This is a genomic window from Paludibacterium sp., assembly GCF_019232825.1.
Classification (GTDB): domain Bacteria; phylum Pseudomonadota; class Gammaproteobacteria; order Burkholderiales; family Chromobacteriaceae; genus Paludibacterium.
The window spans coordinates 59,566-85,189 of sequence record NZ_JAFAND010000035.1 but is presented as its reverse complement, the minus strand read 5'-3'; the positions used below and the strand labels follow the sequence as shown (position 1 = coordinate 85,189).

The 25,624-nt window shown below is 62.0% G+C and carries 22 protein-coding genes; 14 read left to right on the top strand and 8 right to left on the bottom strand.

Annotated elements, in window-relative coordinates:
* The 10 genes from JOZ06_RS03520 to JOZ06_RS03475 all read left to right on the top strand — a co-directional run bounded on the left by JOZ06_RS03520 (position 1) and on the right by JOZ06_RS03475 (position 13,364).
* Positions 1–771: an SPOR domain-containing protein gene (locus JOZ06_RS03520; RefSeq protein ID WP_293228694.1), complete on the top strand. Its 771-nt coding sequence runs from the start codon at positions 1–3 to the stop codon at positions 769–771.
* Positions 737–1,294, top strand: a complete 558-nt coding sequence (locus JOZ06_RS03515; RefSeq protein ID WP_293228692.1) for a CvpA family protein — start codon at positions 737–739, stop codon at positions 1,292–1,294. Before JOZ06_RS03520 ends, JOZ06_RS03515 begins: the two co-directional genes overlap by 35 nt.
* A gap of 61 nt (positions 1,295–1,355) precedes the next feature.
* Entirely contained in the window at positions 1,356–2,888 is a 1,533-nt protein-coding gene (purF, locus tag JOZ06_RS03510) for an amidophosphoribosyltransferase (protein ID WP_293228690.1), read from the top strand.
* A 39-nt stretch (positions 2,889–2,927) separates the two neighbouring features.
* Positions 2,928–4,103, top strand: coding sequence for an O-succinylhomoserine sulfhydrylase (locus JOZ06_RS03505; RefSeq protein WP_293228687.1), 1,176 nt, complete (start codon positions 2,928–2,930; stop codon positions 4,101–4,103).
* Between the two features lie 215 nt (positions 4,104–4,318).
* Positions 4,319–4,957: a TetR/AcrR family transcriptional regulator gene (locus JOZ06_RS03500; RefSeq protein ID WP_293228684.1), complete on the top strand. Its 639-nt coding sequence runs from the start codon at positions 4,319–4,321 to the stop codon at positions 4,955–4,957.
* A gap of 132 nt (positions 4,958–5,089) precedes the next feature.
* Complete coding sequence (locus JOZ06_RS03495; protein WP_293228681.1) at positions 5,090–7,549, top strand: acyl-CoA dehydrogenase; 2,460 nt, start codon at positions 5,090–5,092, stop codon at positions 7,547–7,549.
* Between the two features lie 64 nt (positions 7,550–7,613).
* The gene (locus JOZ06_RS03490) at positions 7,614–7,985 is read left to right on the top strand and encodes a hotdog domain-containing protein (RefSeq protein ID WP_293228678.1); all 372 of its coding nucleotides are present in this window, start codon (positions 7,614–7,616) and stop codon (positions 7,983–7,985) included.
* Positions 7,986–8,171: 186 nt separating this feature from the next.
* Positions 8,172–9,599, top strand: a complete 1,428-nt coding sequence (locus JOZ06_RS03485) for an OmpP1/FadL family transporter (protein WP_293228676.1) — start codon at positions 8,172–8,174, stop codon at positions 9,597–9,599.
* Between the two features lie 169 nt (positions 9,600–9,768).
* The gene (locus JOZ06_RS03480; protein WP_293228674.1) at positions 9,769–12,147 is read left to right on the top strand and encodes a 3-hydroxyacyl-CoA dehydrogenase/enoyl-CoA hydratase family protein; all 2,379 of its coding nucleotides are present in this window, start codon (positions 9,769–9,771) and stop codon (positions 12,145–12,147) included.
* Between the two features lie 14 nt (positions 12,148–12,161).
* The gene (locus tag JOZ06_RS03475) at positions 12,162–13,364 is read left to right on the top strand and encodes an acetyl-CoA C-acyltransferase (protein WP_293228672.1); all 1,203 of its coding nucleotides are present in this window, start codon (positions 12,162–12,164) and stop codon (positions 13,362–13,364) included.
* A 97-nt stretch (positions 13,365–13,461) separates the two neighbouring features.
* Here the strand turns inward: JOZ06_RS03475 and JOZ06_RS03470 are convergent, their stop codons facing one another.
* The 3 genes from JOZ06_RS03470 to JOZ06_RS03460 all read right to left on the bottom strand — a co-directional run bounded on the left by JOZ06_RS03470 (position 13,462) and on the right by JOZ06_RS03460 (position 16,343).
* On the bottom strand, positions 13,462–14,511 hold the full coding sequence (locus JOZ06_RS03470; protein WP_293228669.1) for an AAA family ATPase: 1,050 nt from the start codon (positions 14,509–14,511) through the stop codon (positions 13,462–13,464).
* Positions 14,512–14,518: 7 nt separating this feature from the next.
* Positions 14,519–15,175 (bottom strand): hypothetical protein, encoded by a 657-nt coding sequence (locus JOZ06_RS03465; RefSeq protein ID WP_293228666.1) that lies wholly within the window; start codon positions 15,173–15,175, stop codon positions 14,519–14,521.
* Between the two features lie 250 nt (positions 15,176–15,425).
* A complete protein-coding gene (locus JOZ06_RS03460; protein WP_293228664.1) occupies positions 15,426–16,343 on the bottom strand; it encodes an aspartyl/asparaginyl beta-hydroxylase domain-containing protein in 918 nt (305 codons plus the stop codon).
* 252 nt (positions 16,344–16,595) lie between these two features.
* Between JOZ06_RS03460 and JOZ06_RS03455 the strand changes: the two genes are divergently transcribed.
* The 3 genes from JOZ06_RS03455 to JOZ06_RS03445 are packed head-to-tail and all read left to right on the top strand — an operon-like array spanning position 16,596 to position 20,142.
* On the top strand, positions 16,596–18,002 hold the full coding sequence (locus JOZ06_RS03455) for a coniferyl aldehyde dehydrogenase (protein WP_293228662.1): 1,407 nt from the start codon (positions 16,596–16,598) through the stop codon (positions 18,000–18,002).
* Positions 18,002–18,517, top strand: a complete 516-nt coding sequence (locus JOZ06_RS03450) for a hypothetical protein (protein WP_293228660.1) — start codon at positions 18,002–18,004, stop codon at positions 18,515–18,517. The genes JOZ06_RS03455 and JOZ06_RS03450 overlap by 1 nt, the downstream gene beginning before the upstream one ends.
* Positions 18,514–20,142 (top strand): GMC family oxidoreductase, encoded by a 1,629-nt coding sequence (locus JOZ06_RS03445; RefSeq protein WP_293228658.1) that lies wholly within the window; start codon positions 18,514–18,516, stop codon positions 20,140–20,142. The genes JOZ06_RS03450 and JOZ06_RS03445 overlap by 4 nt, the downstream gene beginning before the upstream one ends.
* Here the strand turns inward: JOZ06_RS03445 and JOZ06_RS03440 are convergent.
* The 4 genes from JOZ06_RS03440 to rluD form a co-directional block, all read right to left on the bottom strand.
* Positions 20,130–20,774, bottom strand: coding sequence for a TetR/AcrR family transcriptional regulator (locus tag JOZ06_RS03440; RefSeq protein ID WP_293228656.1), 645 nt, complete (start codon positions 20,772–20,774; stop codon positions 20,130–20,132). The two genes, JOZ06_RS03445 and JOZ06_RS03440, sit on opposite strands and share 13 nt — an antisense overlap.
* A 96-nt stretch (positions 20,775–20,870) precedes the next feature.
* Positions 20,871–22,481: a peptide chain release factor 3 gene (locus JOZ06_RS03435; protein WP_293228653.1), complete on the bottom strand. Its 1,611-nt coding sequence runs from the start codon at positions 22,479–22,481 to the stop codon at positions 20,871–20,873.
* A gap of 66 nt (positions 22,482–22,547) precedes the next feature.
* Positions 22,548–23,294: a peptidoglycan editing factor PgeF gene (pgeF, locus tag JOZ06_RS03430; protein ID WP_293228650.1), complete on the bottom strand. Its 747-nt coding sequence runs from the start codon at positions 23,292–23,294 to the stop codon at positions 22,548–22,550.
* Complete coding sequence (gene rluD / locus JOZ06_RS03425; protein ID WP_293228647.1) at positions 23,281–24,366, bottom strand: 23S rRNA pseudouridine(1911/1915/1917) synthase RluD; 1,086 nt, start codon at positions 24,364–24,366, stop codon at positions 23,281–23,283. The genes pgeF and rluD overlap by 14 nt, the downstream gene beginning before the upstream one ends.
* Here rluD and JOZ06_RS03420 point away from each other — a divergent pair.
* Positions 24,365–25,156 carry an outer membrane protein assembly factor BamD gene (locus tag JOZ06_RS03420; RefSeq protein ID WP_293228644.1) on the top strand — a complete coding sequence of 264 codons (792 nt, stop codon included), beginning with the start codon at positions 24,365–24,367 and terminating at the stop codon, positions 25,154–25,156. The genes rluD and JOZ06_RS03420 overlap by 2 nt on opposite strands.
* A gap of 110 nt (positions 25,157–25,266) precedes the next feature.
* On the opposite strand, the gene JOZ06_RS03415 is transcribed toward JOZ06_RS03420, so the two are convergent.
* Positions 25,267–25,605, bottom strand: coding sequence for a P-II family nitrogen regulator (locus tag JOZ06_RS03415; protein WP_293228641.1), 339 nt, complete (start codon positions 25,603–25,605; stop codon positions 25,267–25,269).
* Positions 25,606–25,624: the final 19 nt, after the last annotated feature.

Below are 25,624 nucleotides of genomic sequence, written 5' to 3'. Positions count from 1 at the left end.
ATGGCCGGTCTGTCCGCTCAAGAAGAGCTGCTGCTGCTGAAAAAGCGCGCGCGCCGCCGTCTGGTGGGCGCCGTGGTGCTGGTGCTGATTGCCACCGTGGTGTTGTGGAAGGTGCTGGGCCGCGTGCAGGAGCAGCCGATGCGGCCCGAGTCCGTGCTGGTGGTCGGCGTGGCTTCCGGCGCCGCGCAGGCCGCGCCTGCGGCGCCGGTGGTTTCTTCCGCGCCGAAAGAAGCATCCCATCCCGATGTCACCGCGTTGCCCGAGTCGCTCTCCACCGTCGCCGAGCCTGTGACGCCCGCCCTCAAGCCTGGTGCGGCCGGCGCCTCTGCGCCCCATGCGAAACCCGCTCGGCAAGCTGCCGCCGAGGCCTCTCAGCCTGTGCACAAGCATGCGCAGGAATCTTCCGCGCCGCATGCCAAGCCGGCCAAACCCAAGCCGCCCGCCATCGCCAAGCCGCATAAGACCGTCGATCCGGCCGCCATCCTTGAAGGCCGCGCCGATGGCGCCGATACCGCGCCGGCCGCCGCGAAGCCCGCCGCGGATGGTAAGTTCGTGATTCAACTGGCGGCGCTGTCGGATCCTGTCAAGGCGGATGCGTTGAAAGCCAAGCTGGCCGAGCTCGGCGTGGACGCCCGTTTCAGCAAGGTGCAGACCAGCAAGGGGGCGGCGACGCGGGTGCGCGTCGGACCGTTCGCCAGTCGCGCCGACGCCAATGCCGTCTTGAAAAAATTAGCCCATGCCGGCGTCTCCGGCATTGTGGTGGGGCAGTGACGCCGTGACCACGCTCGACTTCATCGCACTGGCCATCCTGCTCGGCTCCGTCGTGGTCGGGCTGGTGCGTGGGCTGGTGGTCGAGGTGTTGTCGCTCGGCGCTTGGCTGATCGCTTTCTGGTGCGCCAAACAGTTCGCGCCCAGCATGACCGGTTTTGTGCCTAGCGCGCTGGCGGGGCACGGTCTGCGCATGGTCGCCGCGTTTATCGCCGTGTTCTTCGTGGCCTGGCTCGCGTCTTGTCTGCTGCGTGCCGTACTGACGGGGTTGTTGGATTCGGCCGGGCTTGGCGGCGTCAACCGGATTCTCGGCGCGGGCTTCGGCTTGGCGCGCGGGGCGCTGGTGCTGGTTGTGCTGACGTTGATCGCCGGTCTGACCGATTTGCCGCGCGAGCCGGTCTGGCGCAACGCGCTGCTGGCGCCGCCGTTGGAGGCCGGGGCGCTCGCCTTAAGGCCTTGGCTGCCGCCAATATTGGCCGGCAGCCTGAATTACCCGAACAGGGGTGAGACAAGCGGAATATCTTGATATCTTCAATTCAAGATTTCCGCTTTTTTTATGTGCATTCGGTTTCTGGAAGAGAGCGGATATGTGTGGAATTTTGGGCGTAGTCGGTCAGTCGGCCGTCAATCAATTGCTGTACGACGGTTTGCAGGTGCTGCAACATCGCGGTCAGGACGCGGCCGGCATCGTCACCGCCGCAGGTAAAACCTTTCACATGCATAAAGGCAGCGGCATGGTGCGCGATGTCTTCCGTACCCGCAACATGCGCTCGCTGCAAGGCACGGCCGGCATCGCGCACGTGCGTTACCCCACCGCCGGTTCGGCCACGAACCTGGCCGAGGCGCAGCCGTTCTATGTCAATTCACCCTTCGGCATCGTGTTGGCGCACAACGGCAATCTCACCAATACCGATGAGCTCAAGGCCGATATGTTCCGGCATGACCTGCGCCACATCAACACGCGCTCCGACTCCGAGGTGCTGCTCAACGTGTTCGCCCACGAGATCGCCCAGCGCGTCGAAGGCTTCGAGTTGTCGGCGGACGCGGTGTTCGGCGCGGTCGAGGCGGTGCATCGCCGGGTGCAGGGCGCTTATGCCGTGGTGGCGATGATCGCCGGCTATGGCTTGGTGGCCTTCCGTGATCCCAATGGGATTCGTCCGCTGGTGATGGGGGTGCATCGGCACGGCGACAAGACGGAAACCATGTTCGCCTCCGAGTCGGTCGCGCTCGACTGCTCCGGCTTTGAGTTGCTGCGCGACGTCGAGCCGGGCGAGGCGGTGTACGTGACTTTCGAGGGCGACATGCACGCGCGCCAGTGCGCCGGCAGCACGCGGCGCGCGCCCTGTCTGTTCGAGTTCGTTTATTTCGCGCGGCCGGATTCGGTCATCGACGGCGCCTCGGTTTATCTCGCGCGCATTGCCATGGGCGCGAAGCTGGCCGAAAAGGTGCGGCGCGTATTGCCGGCGATCGATATCGACGTGGTGATGCCGATCCCCGATACCAGCCGTCCGAGTGCACTGCAATTGGCCAACAGCCTGGGTTTGCCCTATCGCGAGGGTTTCATCAAAAACCGCTATATCGGCCGCACCTTCATCATGCCCGGCCAGGCCGTGCGCAAGAAATCGGTGCGCCAGAAACTCAACCCTGTCGCCACCGAGTTCAAGGACCGTAACGTGTTGTTGGTGGATGATTCCATCGTGCGCGGCACGACGTCGAAAGAGATCGTGCAGATGGCGCGTGATGCCGGCGCCAAGAAAGTCTATTTCGCTTCCGCCGCGCCTGCGGTACGCTTTCCCAATGTCTATGGTATCGATATGCCGACGCGGGCCGAATTGCTGGCCACCGGCCGCAGCGAGGAGGACATCGCGCGTGAAATCGGTGCGGACGCGGTGATCTATCAGGATCTGGACGCGCTGATGGAGGCGGTGCACAGTGTCAATCCGGCGCTGTCGGTGTTCGAGACGTCGTGCTTTGATGGCCAATACATTACCGGCGACATTTCGCAAGCCTACCTCGACGCCATCGAGTGCTCGCGCCTCGCGGCCAAAGCCGGCGAGGAAGAGGCCGCGTCGCAGTTTATCGATCTGAACCTGAACGTGGCGGAGCAGAATTTGATCTAGCCGCGACTAAATATTAAAGAGAAATTTCAAAGAGAAACGATGACAGCATCCAATCAGCCATTGCATCCCGAAACCCTGGCCGTGCGCGCCGGTCGCGAATTGAGCGCGTTCGGCGAGCATAGCCAGGGCGTTTATTTGTCGTCCAGCTTTACCTTCGACAGCGCGGAAGAGGGCGCGCGCCTGTTTTTGGGCGAACAGGAAGGCTATACCTATTCCCGCTTCACCAACCCGACCGTCAATGCCTTTCAGACGCGGCTTGCGGCCTTGGAGGGCGGCGAGCGCGCCATCGCCACGGCGAGCGGCATGGCGGCCATCCAAGCCGTGATGATGAGCAATCTGCAGGCGGGCGATCATTTGCTGTCGTCGCAAAGCCTGTTCGGCTCCACGCTGAATCTGTTCTCCGGCACACTGTCGCGCTTCGGCATCGACACCACTTTCGTGCCGCCGACCGACTTGGATGCGTGGCGCGCGGCCATCCGGCCCAATACCCGGCTGCTGTTCGTGGAGACGCCATCCAATCCGTTGACCGAGGTGGCGGACATTGCCGCCTTGGCCGAACTCGCCCATGCGCATGGCGCGCTCTTGGTGGTCGATAATTGTTTTTGCTCGCCCGCGCTGCAGCAGCCGTTGGCGCTTGGGGCCGACTTGGTGGTGCATTCGGCCACCAAGTTCCTCGACGGCCATGGCCGGGTGCTCGGCGGCGCGGTAGTTGGCAGCGATCGTTTGATCGAGCCGATCTATTTGCATGTGCGCACCGCCGGTCCCTCGTTGTCTCCGTTCAACGCCTGGGTGCTGCTCTCCGGGCTGGAAACGCTGTTTATCCGCATGGAGCGGCAGTGCGCGACGGCGCTGGCGTTGGCCGAGTGGCTGTCGACGCTGCCACAGGTCGAGCGCGTCTACTACCCCGGTTTGGCGAGCCACCCGCAGCACGCGTTGGCCATGCGCCAACAGCGCCTGGGGGGCGCGGTGCTGTCCTTCGTGATCAAGGGCGGGCGCGAGGCGGCGTGGCGCGTCGTCGACGGCATCGAACTGATTTCGCGTACCGCGAATCTGGGGGACGTCAAATCCACGCTGACCCATCCGGCCTCGACCACGCACGCGCGGGTAACTGCAGAGGCGCGAGAACGGGCCGGCATCGTCGAGGGGCTGCTGAGGGTCGCGGTGGGGCTGGAACATCTCGATGATTTGAAGGTGGATTTGTTGCGCGGGTTGTAACGTATGTTCCCGGCCATTTTCGTGCGCCGGTCCGTTTAAAACGCCAGCTTGTCATGCTGGCGTTTTTCATTATATTGTCATTGCGGCGGTGGACAAACGTTCGAATAAAAGCCGTCCTCTATTGACATGTGTCAAATTAAAACGTAAGTTTCAAACAACTGTTCTAAACGTGGTGAGCGATACGCGCCAATAACAAGAACAAACCAGGAGACAGCATGGACAGCACCAAGCCCGATACGACCAGCCGGATACTCGATGTTTCCGAGCGCCTGTTTGTCGAGCATGGTTTCGAAGGTACCTCGCTGCGCATGATTACGCAGCAAGCCGGCGTCAACCTCGCCGCCGTCAATTACCACTTCGGTTCCAAGGATGCCTTGTTCGAGGCGGTGTTCCTGCGGCGGCTGGCTCCGCTGATCACCGCGTGTCTGACGGAGCTCGACGTGCTGGAAAAGTCGTCGACGCCGACGGTGGAGGGGTTGGTCATGAGCTTTATCCGCCCTTGTCTGATGTTGTCGAAAGATCCGTCACGCGGCGGGGCGATGTTCGTGCGTTTGATGTCGCGCACCTTGGTGGAGAACCACCGGGTGCTGCGCGACACGCTGTCGCAGCAATACAGCGTGTTCGTCGACCGTTACAACGCGGCGTTCGAGCGCGTGCTGCCCGGTCTTTCCGCCGACGAGCGGGCGTGGCGCATGCATTTTTCCTTCAGCGTCATGTTCAATGCCTTCGCCGGCAATGACGTGCTGAAAATTTTCACGCGCAGCCAGGTGGTCAGCGCGCGCGATCCGGACATGATCGTCAAGCACCTGCTACCGTACGTGGTCAGCGCCCTGGTGGCGCCGGCGCGCGGTTGAATAGCGGTAGCGTGCGTTTATGTAGCAACGCACGGACGGACCGGGCGAATGCCCGGCCGACAATAAAATCCGGCAGATCGATGGCATGGCGCCGCGACAAGCCGGAACAAGGGTCAACACGAGGAGAAGGCTATGTTGTTATCTATTGTCGTCCTGATCGTGCTTTTGGGCGCGCTGGCGTACTTCCGCGCTCCGGTGCTCGGCTGGAGCGCTGGGGTGGCTGTCTGGCTGGCCGGATTGCCGTTTATGGCGCCGGGTGTCATGGCGGCGTCTTGGGTGTGGGGCGTGTTCATCGCCGTCGCCGTTGTGCTGAACGTCGTGCCGTTGCGCCGCTTGGTGCTGACTGGCCCGGTGTTCGCCATTTTCAAAAAAATCACCCCGGCCATGTCGCAAACCGAACAGGAAGCGATCAATGCCGGCACCGTGTGGTGGGACCGTGATCTATTTTCCGGCAAGCCCGATTGGGACCGGCTGGCGTCTTTCCCTGCGCCGAAGCTGTCGCCCGAAGAGCAGGCGTTCATCGATGGTCCGACGGAGACGTTGTGCGGCATGATCGACGATTGGGCGATCACCCACGAGGAAAAGGACCTGCCCGAACAGGTTTGGGACTTCATCAAGCGCAACGGCTTCCTGGGGATGATCATCCAGAAGAAGTACGGCGGCCTGGAATTCTCCAACTACGGTCACGCCAAGGTGGTGACCAAGCTCGCCACGCGCAGCGGCTCGGCCGCCGTGTCGGTGATGGTGCCCAATTCGCTCGGCCCGGGCGAGTTGCTGCAGCACTATGGCACTGAAGCGCAGAAAGACTTCTATCTGCCGCGGCTGGCGCGCGGCGAGGACATCCCTTGCTTCGCGCTCACGAGCCCGTATGCCGGTTCCGACGCGGGCAGCATTCCAGACTACGGCGTGGTGTGCCGCGGGTCTTATACCGATCCGCATAGCGGCGCGCGCCACGACAATGTGCTCGGTATCCGCGTGACCTGGGAAAAGCGCTGGATTACGCTCGCGCCGGTGGCCACTGTGCTCGGCCTGGCTTTCAAGTTGTTCGATCCGGATCACCTGTTGGGCGATCAGCCGGATATCGGCATTACCTGCGCGCTGGTGCCAACCGCGTATGAGGGCGTGCATATCGGCCGGCGCCATTTCCCCGGCGGCGCCGTGTTCATGAACGGGCCGACCTGGGGCAAGGACGTTTTCATTCCGATGGATTGGGTGATCGGCGGTCAAGAGTATGTCGGCCAGGGCTGGCGAATGCTGGTCGAGTGTCTGTCGGTGGGGCGCTGCATCTCGCTGCCGGCCATGTCGGTGGCTTCTGGGAAGCTGGCGAGCTTCGTCACCGGCGCCTTCGCGCGCATCCGCGACCAATTCGGCCTGCCGGTCGGCAAATTCGAGGGCGTCGACGAGGCGCTGGCTCGTGTCGCGGGCCATACTTATCAAATGGAGGCGTCGCAGGATCTGGCGTTGACCGGGCTGGACTTGGGCGAAAAACCGTCGGTGCTGTCCGCGGTGCTCAAGTATCACAATACCGAGCGCATGCGCAAAGTGGTCAATGACGCCATGGACATCCACGGCGGCAAGACGGTGGTGCTCGGGCCGCGCAATTACCTCGGCCGCGCCTATCAGGCGATTCCGATCGCCATCACGGTCGAGGGCGCCAATATTCTGACCCGCTCGATGATCATCTACGGTCAGGGCGCCATCCGTTGCCATCCGTATGTGCTGCGCGAAATGCGCGCGGCGATGGACAACAACCTGGCCGAGTTCGACGACGCCTTCACCAGCCATATCGGCTTCGTCGGCAGCAACAAGGTGCGCGCGTTGTGGATGGGCTTGACCGGCGCCGCGCTGGTCCGAAGCCCGAAAGGCGGGGCAACCGGCCGCTATTATAAGCAGGTGACCCGTTTCTCCAGCGCTTTCGCGCTATTGTCGGACATGGCGATGTTCAGCCTTGGCGGCACGCTCAAGTTCCGCGAGAAGCTGTCGGCCCGTTTGGGCGACATGCTGTCCGGGCTCTATATCGCTACCGCGGCGCTCAAGCGTTTCGAGCGCGATGGCGCGCAGAAGGAAGACCTGCCGTTGGTGTGCTGGGCGGTGGAGTCGGCGTTGTACGACGTGCAGCAGGCGATGCACGGCTTCTTGAACAATCTGCCAAGCCGCGGTCTGGCCTGGGTGCTGCGCCGCTTGATTTTCCCGTGGGGGCTGACGCTTACCCCGCCGTCGGACAAATTGGGCACGCAAGTGGCGCGCGCGGTGATGACGCCGGGCGGGGCGCGTTCGCGGCTGACGCAGGGTATCTTCGTTGCCCAGGATGAGCGCGATCCGGTTGGCGTGATGCCGATCGCCCTGCAGGCGATCCTCGATACCGAACCGTTGGAGCACAAGCTGCGCAAGTTGGCGCGCGAAGGCAAATTCAAGACCTTGACCGCACGCGAGCGTCTGGGGGAAGCCTTACAGCAGGGGTTGATCACCCAGGCCGAGTTCGACGCGCTGACCCGTGCGCGCAAGCTCAAGCGCGACGTGATCATGGTTGATGACTTTGACATGAAACTTGATAGGCACGACGAAGGTTTGCTGGAACGGCTGATTTTTTAGTGCAATGCAACATTTGCCTTGCCCGGGCCGCCGCAGTGGCTCGGGCATTTCTCCCGGAGTGGTCATGACGCAAGTTCCATCGGGGTCGCCTGTGCTGCGCGTCCAGGCGCTGCAGGATAGTTTGGATAGCTATGGCAGGGTGCGCGCCGGCTGGCTTTTTGGGCTGATCGACCAGGCGGCGATGCTGGTGGGCGAGCATCTGACCCAGGGGGCGGTGGCGGCGGTGTCCATCAACACGTTTCAGTTGCAGGTGCCGGTATATTTGAATGATACCGTGACACTTTATGCCGAATGTCTACGTAAGGGGCAGAGCTCATTGGTGCTCAAAGTATCGGCCCTGGTCGAAAGGTCAGACGGCAATACCGTCTTGGCAGCAGAAGTGATTATGACCTATGTAGCGGTCGATGATCAGGGGAAGTCTCGGCAAATTGCTTGATTTTCAGTTGTTTGATTCGTTTGACGTGGTGGTGTTGCAAAGCTGTAATATGAAACACGCGTTTGGAACAAGTGCTCGGTTTTTTAGTGGACATACTCTAATTCTCTGGTACTATCCCTGCTGAAACGCTTTGCGTTTCGCATAAAATACGACAAACCAAATATTATATGCATCGAGAGGGATAACATGAGACTCAAGCTCCTCAGCTTGTCGGTCATGGCCATGGGCGCCGCGGCGCTGTCGGGCCAAGCGCTGGCATCTGGCTATAACTTCGGTTCGCAGAGCGTGTCCGCCCAAGGTACCGCGCATGCCAACGCCGCCGAAGCCGCAGACCCTTCCACTATCTATTACAACCCGGCCGGCTTGTCCGAATTGGACGGCACGCAGATCCAGTTCGGCGTGACCGATGTTATTCCGGACTCGACCTACACCGATAACGGTTCGCACCGCTATCTGAACACAACGACACGTATTGGCCTCAGCGGCAGCACGACCAATAGCGGCTTCGCGCCAAGTTCGGTGATTGCGCCGACGATGTACCTGTCGCACAAAATCGACGATAAATTCACTGCCGGGTTGGGTATCTTCGTGCCGTTCGGCGCCAAGCTGAACTACGGCTACAACTCGATCAATCGCTACGCGCTGGAAAGCATCGGGTTGCAGACGGTCAACTTCAACCCATCGATTTCGTTCAAGCTGGACGATCACAACAGCTTCGGCTTCGGCGTATCGGCGCAGTATATGAAGGCCAATTTACAAAAGGCCGTGGATACGCAGACCGGTGTGTTTCTGGCCGGCTTCGCCCTCGGTGGCGCTACTGGTGCGGCGTTGATGGGGGTTGCGCCGACGTTGGGCGATGGACAGGTTGGGTTGAATGCCGATGGCTGGGGTTACGGCTTCAACGTTGGCTGGCTGTACAAGCTGGATGACCATACCCGCTTTGGTTTGGCCTATCGCTCCAAGATCAATACCACGCTGAACGGTACCGCCACCTGGGATTACAGCGGTGTTGGCGGCGGCGCGCTCAATAGCACCATCGTTGGTCTGTTGAATAGCAAGCATGCCACCTCGAACGCTAGTGTCAGCGTGGATACGCCGGATTCCGCCTCCGCCAGTTTCTATCACGACCTGAACGACAAGTTGGCCGTGATGGGGACGGCGACCTGGTGGGGGCACTCGGTCATGCAGAACATCACCGTGAACTTCAGCCAGCAGGGTGAAGGGGCGATGGTGATCAACCAGAACTGGAAGGATAGCTGGACTTACGCGCTGGGCATGAACTACAAGTACAGCGACAGCCTGCTGTTGCGTACGGGTGTTGCCTACGAGCAAAGCCCGGTGCCGAGCGACCAGTTGCGCGACCCGGCGCTGCCGGATAGCGATCGCACTTGGCTGTCGCTGGGCGCCAACTACAAGTTCGACAAGAACAACTCGATCGATTTCGCCTACAGCTACGTGTGGTTCAAAAACTCCAATCTGAACTACACCGACAACTGCAGCCCGGCCGGCGTGACGGCGACGGGCGGCTCTTGCACCGGCAACGGCGAAACCACGACGGGTTCGTATAAGACCCATCTGCAGTTGATTGGTCTGGCTTACAACTACAGCTTCTAATCCTTTGAACGGTTAGAGGCGTGGTGGAGGCGGGCGGCGCCGTTGGGCGCCGCCCGCCGGCAGTACGGGAGGGTTGAGGGGCCCTGCCGAGAAGCGGTGGGTTTCGCCGGCAAGTCGCGGCGGAAGACATGCCGCTGTTAAACAGCTGTATTTATTCAACGAGGAAGCCATGTCTCAAACCAAGTTCATCGTGCGTAAGGTGGCGGTGCTCGGCGCCGGCGTGATGGGGGCGCAAATCGCCGCTCATCTGGCTAACGCCCGCGTGCCGACCGTGCTGTTCGACCTGCCGGCCACGACCGGCGACAAGAATGCCATCGCCTTGAAGGCGATCGACGCGCTCAAGAAGCAAAAACCGTCGCCGCTGGCGGGCAAGGATGCCATCGGCGCCATTACGCCGGCCAACTACGACGACCATCTGTCCCTGCTGAAAGACTGCGATCTGGTGATCGAGGCCATTGCCGAGCGCATGGACTGGAAAACCGATCTGTACCGCAAGGTGGCGCCGCATCTGGGCGACAACACGATCTTCGTGACCAATACTTCCGGCCTGTCGATCAATACCCTGGCCGACAGCCTGCCGGACAACCTCAAGCCGCACTTCTGCGGCGTGCATTTCTTCAATCCGCCGCGCTACATGCACCTGGTGGAAATCATCCCGTGCCGCGGTTCCAACGCCGAGATGCTCGACAACCTCGAGCGCTTCCTGGTGACCACGCTCGGCAAGGGCGTGATCCGCGCCAAGGACACGCCGAACTTCGTCGCCAACCGCATCGGCGTGTTCTCGATGCTGGCCACCATCGCCAATGCCGAGAAATTCGGCATCCGCTTCGACGTGGTCGACGATCTGACCGGGCCGCGTCTGGGCCGGCCGAAGTCCGCGACCTTCCGCACCGCCGACGTGGTGGGACTCGATACCTTCGCCCATGTGGTCAAGACCATGCAGGACACCTTGCCCAACGATCCGTGGCATGGTCTGTTCAAGTCGCCGGAGTGGCTGCAGAAGCTGATCGCCGCCGGCGCATTGGGTGCCAAGACCAAGGTCGGCATCTATAAGAAGGAAGGCAAGCAGATGTTCGTGCTCGACCCGGCGAGCGGCGAATACGTCGGCTCGGGCGAGAAGGGCGACGACGCGGTCAAGGACATTCTCAAGAATCCCGACCCGGCCGCCAAGTTCAAGGCGCTGCGCGAGAGCCAACATCCGCAGGCTCAGTTCCTGTGGGCGTGCTTCCGCGACGTGTTCCATTACATCGCCGTGCATCTGGCCGATATCGCCCATTCCGCGCGCGACGTCGACTTCGCCATCCGCTGGGGCTTCGGCTGGAGCGTCGGTCCGTTCGAGACCTGGCAGTCCGCCGGCTGGCAGCAAGTGGTCGGCTGGATCAAGGAAGACGTCGAAGCCGGCCGCGCGCTGTCCTCGGCGGCGTTGCCCGCCTGGGCGCTGGCCGCGGACCGCAGCGGCGTGCATTTCGCCGAGGGCTCGTTCGACGCCGCCGGCGGCCGTCTGGTTGGCCGCTCCACGCTAGACGTCTATAGCCGCCAATTGGCGCCGGCGCGCGTGCTGGGCGAGAAGTCCGCTCCGCTGGGCGATACCGTGTTCGAGAACGATGGCGTGCGCGCCTTTACCACCGGCGACGACGTCCTGGTGGTGTCGTTCAAGAGCAAGGCGCACGCCATCGGCCCCGATGTGCTCGAAGGGTTGAATACCGCGCTCGATATCGCCGAGGAACGCTTCAAGGCGCTGGTGATCTGGCAAACCGAAGAGCCGTTCTCGGTCGGCGCCGACCTGCAGTCGATGATGCCGGCGTTCATGATGGGCGACTGGGACAGCATCGAGAGCATGGTGCGCCGCTTCCAGGATACCTCGATGCGCTTGCGCTACAGCCCGGTGCCGACCGTGGCCGCAACCCAAGGCTACGTCTTTGGCGGCGGTTGCGAGTTCGCCATGCACGTCGACCGTGCGGTGGCCGCGCTCGAATCCTACGTCGGCCTGGTCGAAGTCGGCGTGGGTCTGTTGCCCGGCGGCGGTGGCTGCAAGGAATTCGCGTTGCGCGCCTCGCAGCAAGCCAAGGGTGGCGATGTGCTGGCGTCGTTGAAGGATTATTTCATGGCCGTCGCCATGGCGAAGGTAGGCACGAGCGCCATCGAGACGCAGGAAATCGGTTATTTCCGGCCGACCGACGTGGTGGTGTTCAACGCCTATGAACTGTTGTACGTCGCCAAACAGCAGGCGCTGGCGCTGGCCGAATCCGGCTACCGTCCGCCGCTCAAGGTGAAGTCTTTCCCGGTTGCGGGCCGCACCGGCGCAGCATCGATCAAGGGCCAACTGGTGAACATGCTCGAAGGGCGTTTCATCAGCCAGCACGACTTCTTCATCTCCGGGCTCATCGCCGACGTGATGACCGGCGGCGACGTCGATGCCGGCACCGAGGTCGACGAGCAGTGGATTCTGGATCTGGAGCGCAAGGCCTTCATGACCTTGCTCAAGAACAGCAAGACCCAGGACCGCATTGCCAACATGCTGACCACCGGCAAGCCGCTGCGTAATTGAGGAGATAAAGCATCATGACTAAGCAAGTTCAAGAAGCCTACATCGTCGCCGTGACCCGCACGCCGGTGGGCAAAGCGCCGCGCGGCATGTTGCGCAACGTGCGTCCGGACGACCTGCTCGCCCATGTGATCAAGAGCGCGTTGGCGCAAGTGCCGACGCTCGATACCAGCCTGATTTCCGACGCAGTGGTCGGTTGCGCCTTCCCGGAAGCCGAGCAGGGTCTGAACATGGCCCGTATCGGCGTGCTGTTGGCCGGCCTGCCGGATACCGTCGGCGGCGTGACCATCAACCGTTACTGCTCGTCCGGCATCAACGCCGTGCAGATCGCCGCCGACCGTATTCGCTTGGGCGAGGCCGACGTGGTGATTGCCGGCGGCGCCGAGTCGATGTCGATGGTGCCGATGATGGGCAACAAGGTTGCGCTGAACCCGGAAATCTTCGCCAAGGACGAAAATTACGCCATCGCCTACGGCATGGGCTTGACCGCCGAAAAGGTGGCGCAGCAATGGCAGGTGTCGCGCGAGGATCAGGATGCTTTCGCGCTGGAGTCGCATCGCCGCGCGCTGGCCGCCATTCAGTCCGGCGCGTTCAAGTCGGAAATCACGCCGTTCGAGGTGACGCTGCGCCGTCCGAACCTGGCAACCGGTGAAGTGCAGATCAGCAAGAAGCTGCTCGACACCGACGAAGGTCCGCGCGCCGATACCTCGCTCGAGGGCTTGGCCAAGCTCAAAACCGTGTTCGACGCCAAGGGTTCCGTCACCGCCGGCAACAGCTCGCAGACGTCCGACGGCGCCGCGGCGGTGGTGTTGGTTTCCGAGAAGATCCTCAAGCAATTCAACCTGACGCCGCTGGCGCGTTACGTGACCTTCTCGGTCAAGGGCGTGCCGCCGGCCATCATGGGCATCGGGCCGAAAGAAGCGATTCCGCTGGCTTGCCGTCAAGCGGGCATCGCCCAGAACGATCTGAAGTGGATCGAGCTGAACGAAGCCTTCGCCGCGCAATCGCTGGCGGTGATCCGCGACCTGGAGCTCGACACCACGGTGATCAACCCGCACGGCGGCGCGATCGCGCTGGGCCACCCGCTGGGCGCCACCGGCGCCATCCGTACCGCCACCTTGGTGCATGGCATGCGCAATCAGGGCAAGCAGGGCTACGGCATGGTGACCATGTGCATCGGCACCGGCATGGGCGCGGCGGGGATTCTGGAAATCCTCTAAGCCGACTGTCCGTTACGCAACAGCCCGCCAGGCACGCGCCCGGCGGGCTGTTTTTGTGGCGTACGTTCGCGAAGCAACGCACGACCTCAGGTTGACCTTACGCCGGCAGGTGGATACGGCCCATCGTCCCGCTATCCGGGCGAAAGAACGTGGATGCGCCATGACACTTGTCGACGACGATGAGGTCTGCCGCGTCGAATTCATACCCGAGTTCCACTGACTGAGTTGAGATGATCAGTTGGCGCCGCCGGGCGGCGGATTTCATCAATCCGGCAAGCTCATTGATGGCGAAAGGGTGTAGCCCCAGTTCAGGTTCGTCAATAAGGATAGTCGCCGGCATGAATTCCTCGGGCTGCAGCAACACCGCGGCCAAACAGATAAATCGCAGCGTTCCATCGGACAAGGCGCCGGCAGGGAAGGGTTGGTCCTGGCCCAGTTCGGTCCATTCAAGCTGAATTTTCTCTTGATTGCCGACGGTGGCGCACAGATGGAAGTCATCGAAGAACGGCGCAATTAGGCGAACGGCCTTGATGATGCGCCGATAATGCTCGTCATGGTGATTCTTTAGCCGCAGAAGAAAGGCGGCTAAATTACGGGCGTCATCACGCAAATATTCATTGTCGTTGATGCTGTGTATTTGCTTGACCAGGGCGCTGGCACTGGTGTCGTGGAAGTGGAACAGACGCCAGCTGCGCATCGCCGGGACGACAAACTGCCAAATGTCGCCGTGCTTACCTCGGTCTTTATAGTGCGTCTCAAAATGCCCAGTGCCGGGAAGCCCCTCTCCATGCATCATCGACCATAGCGCCTCACACGCAAACATCATCCGGTTGTCTTGGGTCGGTTGTAGGGTGAAGCGATAACCGTAATGACCAAAATACAATTCGGCATGCAGCGCTTCCGTTCTTTTGCGGCCGAAGTGCAGCATGGCGTCGGGGCCGCCAGCTAGGCCAACGGACGTTTGCAGTTGTTGGTCCAGGATGCGGTTGACCAAGCGGAAAAAACCAATGAAATTGGACTTGCCCACGCCATTTGCGCCGATCAAAACGTTAAGCCGGCCTAGTTCGAGGTCGCATTCCTCCACGGACTTGTAGCCGCGCAGTATCAGCCGCGAGAGTTGTTCCGAACGACTAATCTGCTTGATCATGACGCCCCTAGTAATGAAACTGGCCCGGCATGCCGAGATGCAATGTTTGATACTGCCCGGGCAACGAGGCTAATTGACGTGCGCCAATGCTGGAAAAAGCCTGTAGCCATTCGCTGTACCATGCCTCGTTTGGATAAAAATACTCGCCGCCACGCTGGCTGCACAGGTTGTCGTTGACGGTCCATTCCCATGCCATGGTGGCCTGGATGTTTTGAGGCAGTCCATAGTGGGCGGCAAGACTCTCCACTTGCTGAATCACATCGTTTATGTGGCTCTGGACGCTGCGATCGATGTCTCCGACGACAAAGGCAAATTGACGGTGAGCATCCATCATGTGTGTCAACGCTGTCTCCGTCGCGGGTACGGAGAGTATTTCCAGCCACGCGCTCAAGAGCCTTGCTTGGTTACCGATGTGTTCAAGCATCTGCTTGAACACGGCAGCGCCATCGCCCCTTTTGATATCCCATAACAGCAAGGCAAAGTGTGTTTTGTGTTCCATGGCCACAAAAACCCGCTTTCTACGGATCGTGGCGGCATGCAGCTGCCAGCGCCATGCGCGCGCCGTCAAGGCTTCGGGTGGGGCGGTGATCCACGTTTTGGTCTGGCTGTTTTGCCGGCGGTGGAGCTGGTTGGCGGCATTTTGGGTGCAATTGAATAGAAACATGGCGACGGGGCGGGAGTGGTTGTTCTTTGGACAGAATAGATTGTGTGAGTGCGGGGAGAGGGGTGCAATACCTGAAGGTTCTCCGTGCCCGCCACACCACCTTGGGCGGCCGTGCGTTGCTTCGCGAACGCACGCTGCGCCGGTGCCGGATGATTTTCAGAGAGAAGCGGCTGGCTGTTTGGTTCTCACCGCTGATTAAGCACTAAGCGGAGGCGGGGGCCGTCGCGCCCCCGAACCGGAAGGCAGCGCGCTACAGCGCATCCCAGCACAGCCACAGCACGATCGGGCCGGCCAGCAGCAGCCATTTGAGGCAATAGTAGGCAAAGCGGTTCCGCGCTTTGATGCGCTTGCCGAACAGGCGCAACTGCTGCACGTAGTGGAAGGCGCGGTTCAATCCGCCGGTATGGTCGCCTTCCTGATTGGGCGAGCGCGCGGCGGCGAGCAGGATGCGCCCCAGCAGGCGATTGAGCCACGCGGCGGGGGGAAACCACATCGGCCGCTCGACGTCGCAAAACAGAATGATGCGGTTTTGCCCGCTGGCGTTCTCGGCGTAGTGCAGATAGGTCTCGTCAAACAACACCGCCTGACCGTCGCGCCAGCTGTAGCGTTGTCCGTCGACTGCGATATAGCAGTGGTCGTCGTTGGGTGTGATCAGCCCCAAATGGTAGCGGACCGAACCTGCGTAAGGATCGCGGTGCTGTACCAGCCGTCCGCCGGGGGGGAGTGCGGTGAACATGGCGGCTTTGATCTGCGGGTATTGCGCCAGCAGTGCCGTGGTGTAGGGGCAGCGTTCACGCGCCGATGGATGGTCGGCGCCATACCACTTCAGATAGAAGCGTTTCCAACCGGTTTTGAAAAAAGAGTTGAACCCAAGGTCGTCATAGCGGCTGGACGCTTTGATATCGCCAGCGCCGTACAAGCGCAGTGCTTCTTCGCGAATGCGCTCCCAGTTGGCCGTCAGCGTTTTTAATTCGGGAAATTGCGCCTCGGACAGATAGGGCTTGGCGGGTACGCGCGAGAACAGATACATCACGCAGTTGATCGGCGCCATGAGGGTCGAGTGGTCGCTCAATTGACGCCAGAAGCCGAGCCGTACCCGGCCGCGAAAATGGATGTAAATCGTCGATGCCGCGAAGGCGGCCAGAATCAGCAGCTTGCTATAGGGCATGCAATGTCCTTGGGTAAATGCATGTTGGCTACCTGCTCTTTATAACCCAATGTCATGATTGTGCCTAGCCGGTCAAGGGGGGCGCGTGGTAAAAATAATACGACCAACGGTCATTTTATTGTTTTCGCTGCCGGCCCGGCGGCCATGCTAATGACATGATGTTTTTGCCGGTGGTACTCTGTGTAGAGTTCCGACTCCAAACACTCGTTGGAGCGGGCCCAGCAAGGAGAGATGATGGGTAGCCCGTCCCCCATGTCCGAGGTCGCTGTGCTCGAAGCGGCGTTTGCCGCCATGCGCGAGGCCAGCCGCCATGACCCGTGGTCCGATTTGGCTGCGCGCCGCCAACGCCTGGCGCGCCTGGCCGCCATGCTGGTTGCGCAGCAAGACGCCATTGCCGATGCCATTAGCGCCGATTTCGGCCACCGCAGCCCGGTCGAAACCCGGCTGGCGGAGCTGTTTCCCTCGTTGGCGGGCATCCGTCATGCGCAGCGGCACCTTAAGCGCTGGATGCGGCCGCAGCGCCGCGCGGTGTCGGTGTGGTTCGCGCCGGCCAGCAATCAAGTCCTGCCGCAGCCGCTGGGTGTGGTCGGCATCGTCGTGCCTTGGAATTACCCGCTGTTTTTGGCGCTTGGGCCGCTGGTCTCTGCGCTCGCCGCCGGCAACCGCGCGATGATCAAAATGTCGGAATTTACGCCGCGTACCGGCGCGTTGCTGGCCGAATTGCTCGAACAGGCGCTCGGGCGTGACGTGGTGCGCGTGTTCAATGGCCCGGTCGAATTGGCGCAGCAATTTTGCCGTTTGCCGTTTGATCACCTGCTGTTCACCGGCTCGACGCCGGTGGGGCGCGATGTCATGCGCGCGGCGGCGGACAACTTGACGCCGGTGACGTTGGAGTTGGGCGGCAAGTCGCCGGCGCTGGTGGCGCCGGATGCCGACCTGGCGCGCGCCGCTACGGTAATTGCCGCCGGCAAGCTCATGAACGCCGGGCAAACCTGCGTGGCGCCGGATTATGTGCTGGTGCCGCGCGGCCGCCGGCAAGCGCTGATCGACGCGCTTGCCGAGGCCGCGACCCGGCTTTATCCGTCCCTGGCCGACAATGCCGATTACACCGCCATCATCAGTCCGCGCCACTACGAGCGCTTGTCTGGCTGGATCGAGGGCGCGCGCGCGGCCGGCGCAGAAGTGCGGGCGATCAACCCGCGCGGCGAGTCGCTCGCCGAGCGGCGCAAGCTGCCGTTGACGCTGGTTTGGCAGTGTCCGGACGACGCGACGCTGATGCGGGAGGAAATCTTCGGGCCGGTATTGCCGCTGGTCGAGTACGACAATCTGGATCAGGCGATCGACTATATCAACCGGCGGCCACGCCCGCTGGCCCTGTATCTGCTCAGCGACGACAAGCGCACGCAAACGGCGGTGCTGAAACGGACGGTGTCGGGCGGGGTGGTGGTCAACGAAACCATGCTGCATGTGATCCAGGACGACCTGCCGTTCGGCGGCGTCGGTCCCTCCGGCATGGGGCACTACCATGGCTACGAGGGCTTTTTGACGTTTTCCAAACTCAAGCCGGTCTACCGCCAGCCGCGGCTCAACACGCGCTGGATGTTGCTGCCGCCCTATGGCGGTTTGGCGCGCCGGTTGTTGAAGTGGATGGTGCGCTGATGCTGACCCGGCGCCAACTGATTCAAACCGGGCTCGCCGGCGGGCTCTTGCTCGCCGGCGCGGGCTGGTGGGCACGGCCCGATGGCGATCTGATTCCACAGCCAGCTTATCCGCGGGTGTTCTTGTCGGCGCATGACGCGCTGATGCTCAGCGCGGTGGCGCCGGTCATGCTGGCCGCCGCGCAGATGGACCCGGCGCTGGTGGTGCAGGGGGTGGATCAAGCCATTGCCTCGTTGCCCACCGGGTTGCAACGCGAGTTGCGCCAATTGCTGGATCTTTTGACCAGCCGCTGGGGGCGCCGCTACGTCGCCGGCGTCGCCAATCCGTGGCACCGCGCCACCCCCGCCGAGATCGATGCTTTTCTGCGCGGCTGGCAGCTGAGTCGCTGGCGCTTGCTGCGCACCGGCTATCAGGCGTTGCACGCGTTGATGGCGGCTGCCTGGTATGGCAATCCGGTCAGTTGGCCGCACATCGGCTACCAGCGTCCCGCCCGCATTATGGGAATGTTGCGATGACGGCCTTAACGCGTATTCCCGATCCGTGGGAAGAAGGACTTGCACAGGGGTGGCGGGTGACCGACGCAGCGCGGCTCACACAGGATCTGACCATGCGCGCCGACGTGGTGATCGTCGGCAGCGGCGCCGGTGGCGGCATGGCGGCCGAAGTGCTGGCCGCGCGCGGCTTATCGGTGATCATGATCGAGGAGGGCGGGCTGAAAAGCTCGCGCGACTTTCATCTTCTTGAGCGCGAGGCTTATCCCGCGCTCTATCAAGAGTCTGCGGCGCGCAAGACCGCCGATCGCGGCATTACCATTTTGCAAGGACGCACGGTCGGCGGCAGCTCCACGGTGAATTGGACATCGTCGTTTCGCACGCCGGAGGCGACGCTGGCGTGGTGGCGCGAACAGCATGGCCTAAAGACGCTCACCGACGCGGAATTGGCGCCCTGGTTCACCCGCGCCGAGGCGCGATTGGGCGTGGCCGATTGGCTGGTCGAGCCCAACGCCAACAATCAGGTGCTGGGGCGCGGCTGCCGCGCGCTGGGCATTCCCTATGGCCAGATTCGGCGCAATGTGCGTGGCTGCTGGAACTTGGGTTACTGCGGCATGGGCTGCGCCACCAACGCCAAGCAATCGATGCTGGTAACCACCATTCCTGCCGCGTTGCGACAGGGCGCACACCTGCTGACCCGGCTGAGGGTCGAATCGCTGGCATTGAATGCCGCGCGCGATCAGGTGGCCGCACTCCATTGTCTCGCTTTGGCGGACGATGGGCTGCGCCCCTCTGGACGCACGGTGACGGTCCAGGCGCGTCAAGTGGTGTTGTCCGCCGGCGCCATCGGCACCCCCGCGTTGCTGTTGCGCAGCCAGGCGCCCGATCCGCACGGCGTACTGGGGCGGCGCACCTTTCTGCATCCCGTGGCGTTGTCGGGCGCGCGTTTCAAGCAGCGCGTCGATGCCTTCGACGGCGCGCCGCAGACGCTCTATAGCGATCATTTCATGTATACCCAGGCCATCGATGGGCCGCTGGGCTATAAGCTGGAAGTGCCGCCGGTGCATCCGCTGATCCTGTCGGCGACTTTGTCCGGCTTCGGCACCGACCATGCGGCTTTGATGCGCGATTTGCCGCAGTTGCAAGTGATGCTGGCGCTGGTGCGCGACGGCTTCCACCCAGACAGCCAGGGCGGGGTGGTGCAGCTGACCCGCGATGGCGCGCCGCAGCTCGACTACCCGCTCAATGATGTGGTGTGGGATGCGCTGCGCCGGGGGTGGCTGACGATGGCTGAACTGCAGTTCGCCGCCGGCGCCGAGTCGGTGCTGACCGTGCACGAATCGGCGCGGCGAGTAGGCTCCTGGCGCGAAGCGCAGCGGCTTATCAATGCCTTGCCGTTGGAGAGCGGGCTTGCGCGCGTGGTCAGCGCGCACGTGATGGGCGGGGCGGCTATGAGCGCGGATGAGCGCGCTGGGGTGGTCGATCATCAGGGACGGCATTGGCAACTGGCCAACCTCACGATCATCGACGGGTCGGTGTTTCCCACCAGTGTCGGTGCCAATCCGCAATTGTCGGTGTATGCCTTTTCGCTGCGCGCCGCAGAGGCATTGGCGGCTCGTCTGGGCGCCGCCGGGATTCAGCAGGGGTAACGGTCGGCCAACATTTTGTAGGCCGCGGAAAACTCGGGTTGCACGTAGGGCTTGAGCAGCGCCAGCACCTGGCGCACGCCGCGGTAGCCGGACAGTTCGGTGATCGGCGCCTTGGGGCGCGACGTCTGTTCGAAGGCGAACCAAAACTTCACCACCAGCCAAATATTGGTGCCGATCGGGCCGATGTCTTCTTTTTCCATCTTGAGCAGCCCCAGACGGATGAATTCCTCGAAATGCCGTCCGAGCAGGTTTTGCAAATCGGTGTTGACGAACTGGTGGTACTCGGACTGCAGTTGCGGGTTGCGCGCGAGCAGGCCCGGCAAATCGTAGAACATGAAGCGGAACTGCCACATCGCCTGGAAGGCGGTGTCGAGATAATTGACCAGATCGTCCACCGTCATGGCGCGATTGTTGGGCGCGGCCAGACGGCTGTTGATGAAATCGCGGTACTGCAAAAAGATCTGATAGACGATCTCTTCCTTGTTGCGGAAATGGTAATACAAGTTGCCGGGGCTGATGCCGAGGTGCGCCGCGATGTGATTGGTGGTGATGCTGCGCTCGCCTTGCTCGTTAAACAGCGTCAGGCTTTCTTGGATGATGCGGTCGTAAGTCTTGATGCGCGTTCGGCTCATGGCAGTATGACAGTTCTGATTTTGGTTATTGTCGCACGTTTGGAGCCCTTGCTCTAGGCGCAAATCGCTACTGGGCGATTTGCGCCTAGAGGGTCGTCAATCGTTCAGCTTGACCGCGTGCTCGCGCGTTTCATGGAAGACGATATCCGGCCAGCGCTCCTGAGTCAGATTCAGATTGACCCGGCTCGTGGCGAGGAACGCCAGGTTGCCGCCGGCGTCGATCGACATCTGGTTGACGAGTGCCGATTCGAATTCTTCCAATTTCTTGCGGTCCGGGCAGCTGACCCAGCGCGCGCTCCAGATGTTGGTCGAGTCGAATACCGCGTCGACGCTATATTCCGCCGCCAGCCGGGAGGCGACCACTTCGAATTGCAGTACGCCCACCGCGCCCAGGATCAAATCGCCGCCATTGTGCGGCTTGAATACCTGAACAGCGCCTTCCTCGCCGAGCTGTTGTAGGCCTTTGTGCAATTGCTTGAGCTTGAGCGGGTTCTTGATGCGTACCGTACGGAACAGCTCCGGCGCGAAAAACGGAATGCCGGTATAGGCGAGCGCTTCGCCTTCGGAGAAGCTGTCGCCGATCTGGATGTTGCCGTGATTGGGAATGCCGATGATGTCGCCGGCAAACGCCTCTTCGACGGTTTCGCGCGCATGCGCCATGAAGGTCACCACGCTGGAGGCGGCGATGTCACGGTTCAGGCGCAGGTGTTTGATCTTCATGCCACGCTCGAAGCGGCCCGAACAGACGCGCAGGAAAGCGATGCGGTCGCGGTGCTTGGGGTCCATGTTGGCTTGGATCTTGAACACGAAACCGGAGAAGGGTGCCTCGGCCGGTAGCACGTGACGCACGGTGGCGTCGCGCTCGCTTGGCGGCGGCGCCCAGTCGATCAGCGCGTTGAGGATTTCGCGCACGCCGAAATTGTTGATCGCCGAGCCGAAGAACACCGGGGTCAGTTCCCCATCGAGGAAGGCCTGCAGGTCGAACTCGTTCGATGCGCCCTTGACCAGTTCGATTTCCATGCGCAGTTGTTCCATTTCCAACGGGAACAGCTCCGCCAGGCGCGGATTGTCGATGCCTTGGATGACTTCCACCTCGGTCAACAGCTTTTCGCTGCCGGCCTCGAACAGAATGACCTCGTCGGTCAGCAGGCTATACACGCCGCGGAAGGTCTTGCCCATGCCGATCGGCCAGGTAACCGGCGCGCAGCGGATCTTGAGGATGCTCTCGACCTCGTCGAGCAGCTCCAGCGAGTCGCGCACCTCGCGGTCGTACTTGTTCATGAAGGTGACGATCGGCGTATTGCGCAGCCGGCAGACGTTCAACAGCTTGATCGTCTGTTCCTCCACGCCCTTGGCGGCGTCGATCACCATCAGCGCCGAGTCGACCGCGGTCAGGACGCGGTAGGTGTCCTCGGAAAAGTCCTGGTGACCCGGGGTGTCGAGCAGATTGACCGTGTGGTCGCGGTATTCGAACTGCATCACCGACGAGGCGACGGAAATGCCGCGCTGCTTTTCGATCTCCATCCAGTCGGAGGTGGCGAATTTGCCGGTTTTCTTGCCCTTGACCGTGCCCGCTTGTTGAATGGCGCCCGAGAACAGCAGCAGCTTCTCGGTCAGCGTGGTTTTACCGGCGTCGGGGTGGGAAATGATGGCGAAAGTGCGGCGGCGGGCCACCTGTTCGGCAAGCTGGGTGAGTTCTGTGGACATGTCGTCGGCGGATGCGGCTAAAGGGCGCAATTTTACCTTATTTGCTAGATGGAATGCACCTTCTACCTACATTGCACTGTCATCCGCCAGCCAAATCATGCTGCCCATGCGGCCGGTGCGGCCATCGCGGCGGTAGGAGAAAAACTGTCCGCGTTCGATGACCGTGCAGCGGTCGCCGCCGTGGATCTCCTCGACCCCGAGCCGGTTCAGCCGTTGTCGGGCAAGCAAATAGATGTCCGCCAGATACTTGTCGCGGTCGATCTCGGTGAAGGCCTGCGCCGCCCTTGGATCGATTGCCATGAACGCTGCGCGCACTTCCGCACCCACTTCAAACGCGTCCGGGCCGATGGCCGGGCCGAGCCAGGCCATCAGTTGCTCGCCCGGCGTCGCCATGGCTTGCGCCAAGGTCTCGATCACGCCGTTGCACAACCCGCGCCAGCCGGCATGGGCCGCGCCGACGACAGTGCCTTGCCGGTCGCACAGCAGTACCGGCAGGCAGTCGGCGGTCATGACGACACAGACGGTGTCGGCTTGGCGGGTGAAGCTCGCGTCGGCTTCCGTCGGTGCGCGTACCGTTTCCGCCGCGACGGTCAGTATGCTGTGGGTCTGCACGAGCCAGGCCGGTTCCGCCGGCAACCGCTGGCGGACCAGCGCGCGATTGGCGGCGACGTTTTCCGGCGTGTCGCCGACGTGGTCGCCAAGGTTGAGGCTGGCGAAGGGGGCGGGGCTCACGCCCCCCCGGCGCGTGGTGATCAGCGTGCGCACGCGCGCCGGCGCTGGCCAGTCGGCCGTGAGCGCCTCAGTCTCGGACATAGAGCACCTCCACGTCATGATCGTCGTCGTCGTCCCATTCGCCGTCCTCCATGGCGTCGTGGCCGGCGGTGAAGGCGCTCGCGTGCTCGCCGCGCAGCGCCGCCAGCACGGCGCGCATATCGTCGGGCAGGCGTGCGCGCCAGCTCATTTCCTGACCGGTGGCGGGGTGGGTCAGCGTGAGTTGGCAGGCATGCAGCGCTTGCCGGCCAAGCGCTTTGACCGTCTGAGCGACCTCTTCGGGCATGACGTGGCGCGGATTGCCGTACAGCGGGTCGCCCGCCAGCGGGTGGCGCGCCTCGCGCATGTGCACGCGGATTTGGTGTGTGCGGCCGGTTTCGAGCCGGCACTCGACATAGGTGTGGCTCGGGTAGCGCTCCAGTATGCGCAAATGGGTGACGGCCGGCTTGCCGCCAAACTTCACCACCGCCATGCGCAGCCGATTGTGCGGGTCGCGGCCGACGGCGGCGTCGATTTTGCCGTCGCACGGTACTTGGCCATCGGCGATGGCGCGGTAGAGGCGGGTGACGGTGCGGGCTTGCATCTGGCGCACGAGTTCGGTTTGCGCGGGAATCGTGCGCGCGACCACCATCAAGCCGCTGGTTTCCTTGTCGAGCCGGTGTACGATGCCGGCGCGGGGTACTTGCGCGAGCCGGGGGTCGTGATGGAGCAGGCCATTGAGCAGCGTGCCCGACCAGTTGCCGGCCGCGGGGTGTACGACCATGCCTGCGGGTTTGTTGATGACGATGATGTGATCGTCCTCATAGACGATAGGCAGATCCATCGGCTCGGGCGTGAAGGATTGCGCTTCCTCGGTCGGGCGGATGTCGACATGAATCCGTTCCCCGCCTTGCAGCTTTGTGCGTGGCGTGGCAGGCTTGCCGTCCAACAGCACGGCGCCGTCCTTGATCCACTGCGACAGGCGGCTACGCGAGTAGTCGGTGAGCAGTTTCGCCAGGGCGGCATCGAGCCGTTCCCCCGCCATGGACAGGGGAACATCGAATTCTTGCGAGGTGGATACCTCGTTTTCCGAGTTGTCGCTATAATCCTCGGAATCAAAATAAGGATCGGTCATGAAAAGATACGTGATGGCTTGTTTGGTTGTGCTGGGATTGGCGGCTTGCGCGACGCCCGATACCTATGACGAAACACGTGGTTGGACGGTGGACAAGCTGTACACGGAGGCCCATTCCGAGCTGGATTCCGGTAATTATACCCGTGCTGAGAAATTATACGAAACGCTTGAGGCGCGTTTTCCCTACGGCCGCTACGCGCAACAGGCGCAGATGGATATCGCCTACACCTATTTCAAGGATCACGAGAGCGAGTTGGCCCTGGCGGCGTGCGATCGCTTCATCAAGCTGCACCCGTCTCACCCGAACCTCGACTATATCTACTACCTCAAGGGCCTCGTCTATCTGAACACCGACGATAGCTGGCTCGGCACCTGGGGCAGCCAAGACATGAGCGAACGCGATCCCAAGGCGTCCGGCGATGCCTTTGCCGCGTTCAACGAAGTGGTGACCCGGTTCCCCAATAGCAAATACGCGCCTGAAGCGCTGAAGAAGATGAATCAGCTGGTCGACGCGCTCGGCGGCTATCAGATGCACGTGGCGCGCTACTATATGAAGCGCGGCGCTTACGTGGCGGCGGTGAATCGCGCGCAGACCGTGGTGCGCGAGTATGGCAATACGCGTTACGTCGAAGAAGCCTTGGCGCTGATGGCCGAGGGTTACGACCGGATGGGTATGCCAAAGCTGCACGACGACACGGAGCGCGTGCTGGCGCTTAACTATCCCAAGAGTGCCTACCTGCAGCAGCCCTGGCAAGAAACCGCCATGCCCTGGTGGAAGTTCTGGCGATAATTTTCCGTATCAGTCAAAAAACAACGCACACCCATGGTGTGCGTTGTTTTTTATCTATTAGCAATAAATGATATTTCTTGCATTCGCCAATAGGCTGGCGCATTCTGCCCCTAGATGGCGCTTTCGTCGGTTTCGCCGGTGCGAATGCGCACAACTTGCTCCACTGGGGTCACGAAGATTTTACCGTCGCCGATCTTGCCGGTGCGCGCGGTGGCGACGATGCTGTCGAGGGCGCGTTCGACCAGGTCGTCAGGCAGGACGACTTCGATTTTGACTTTAGGGAGAAAGTCAACGGCATATTCCGCGCCGCGATACAGTTCGGTGTGTCCCTTCTGCCGGCCAAAGCCTTTGACTTCCGTGACGGTCAGCCCGTTGACGCCGAGTTCGGACAGTGCTTCACGCACTTCATCCAATTTGAATGGCTTGATGATGGCTTCGATCTTTTTCATGGGGGGGGCTCCAGAGCGA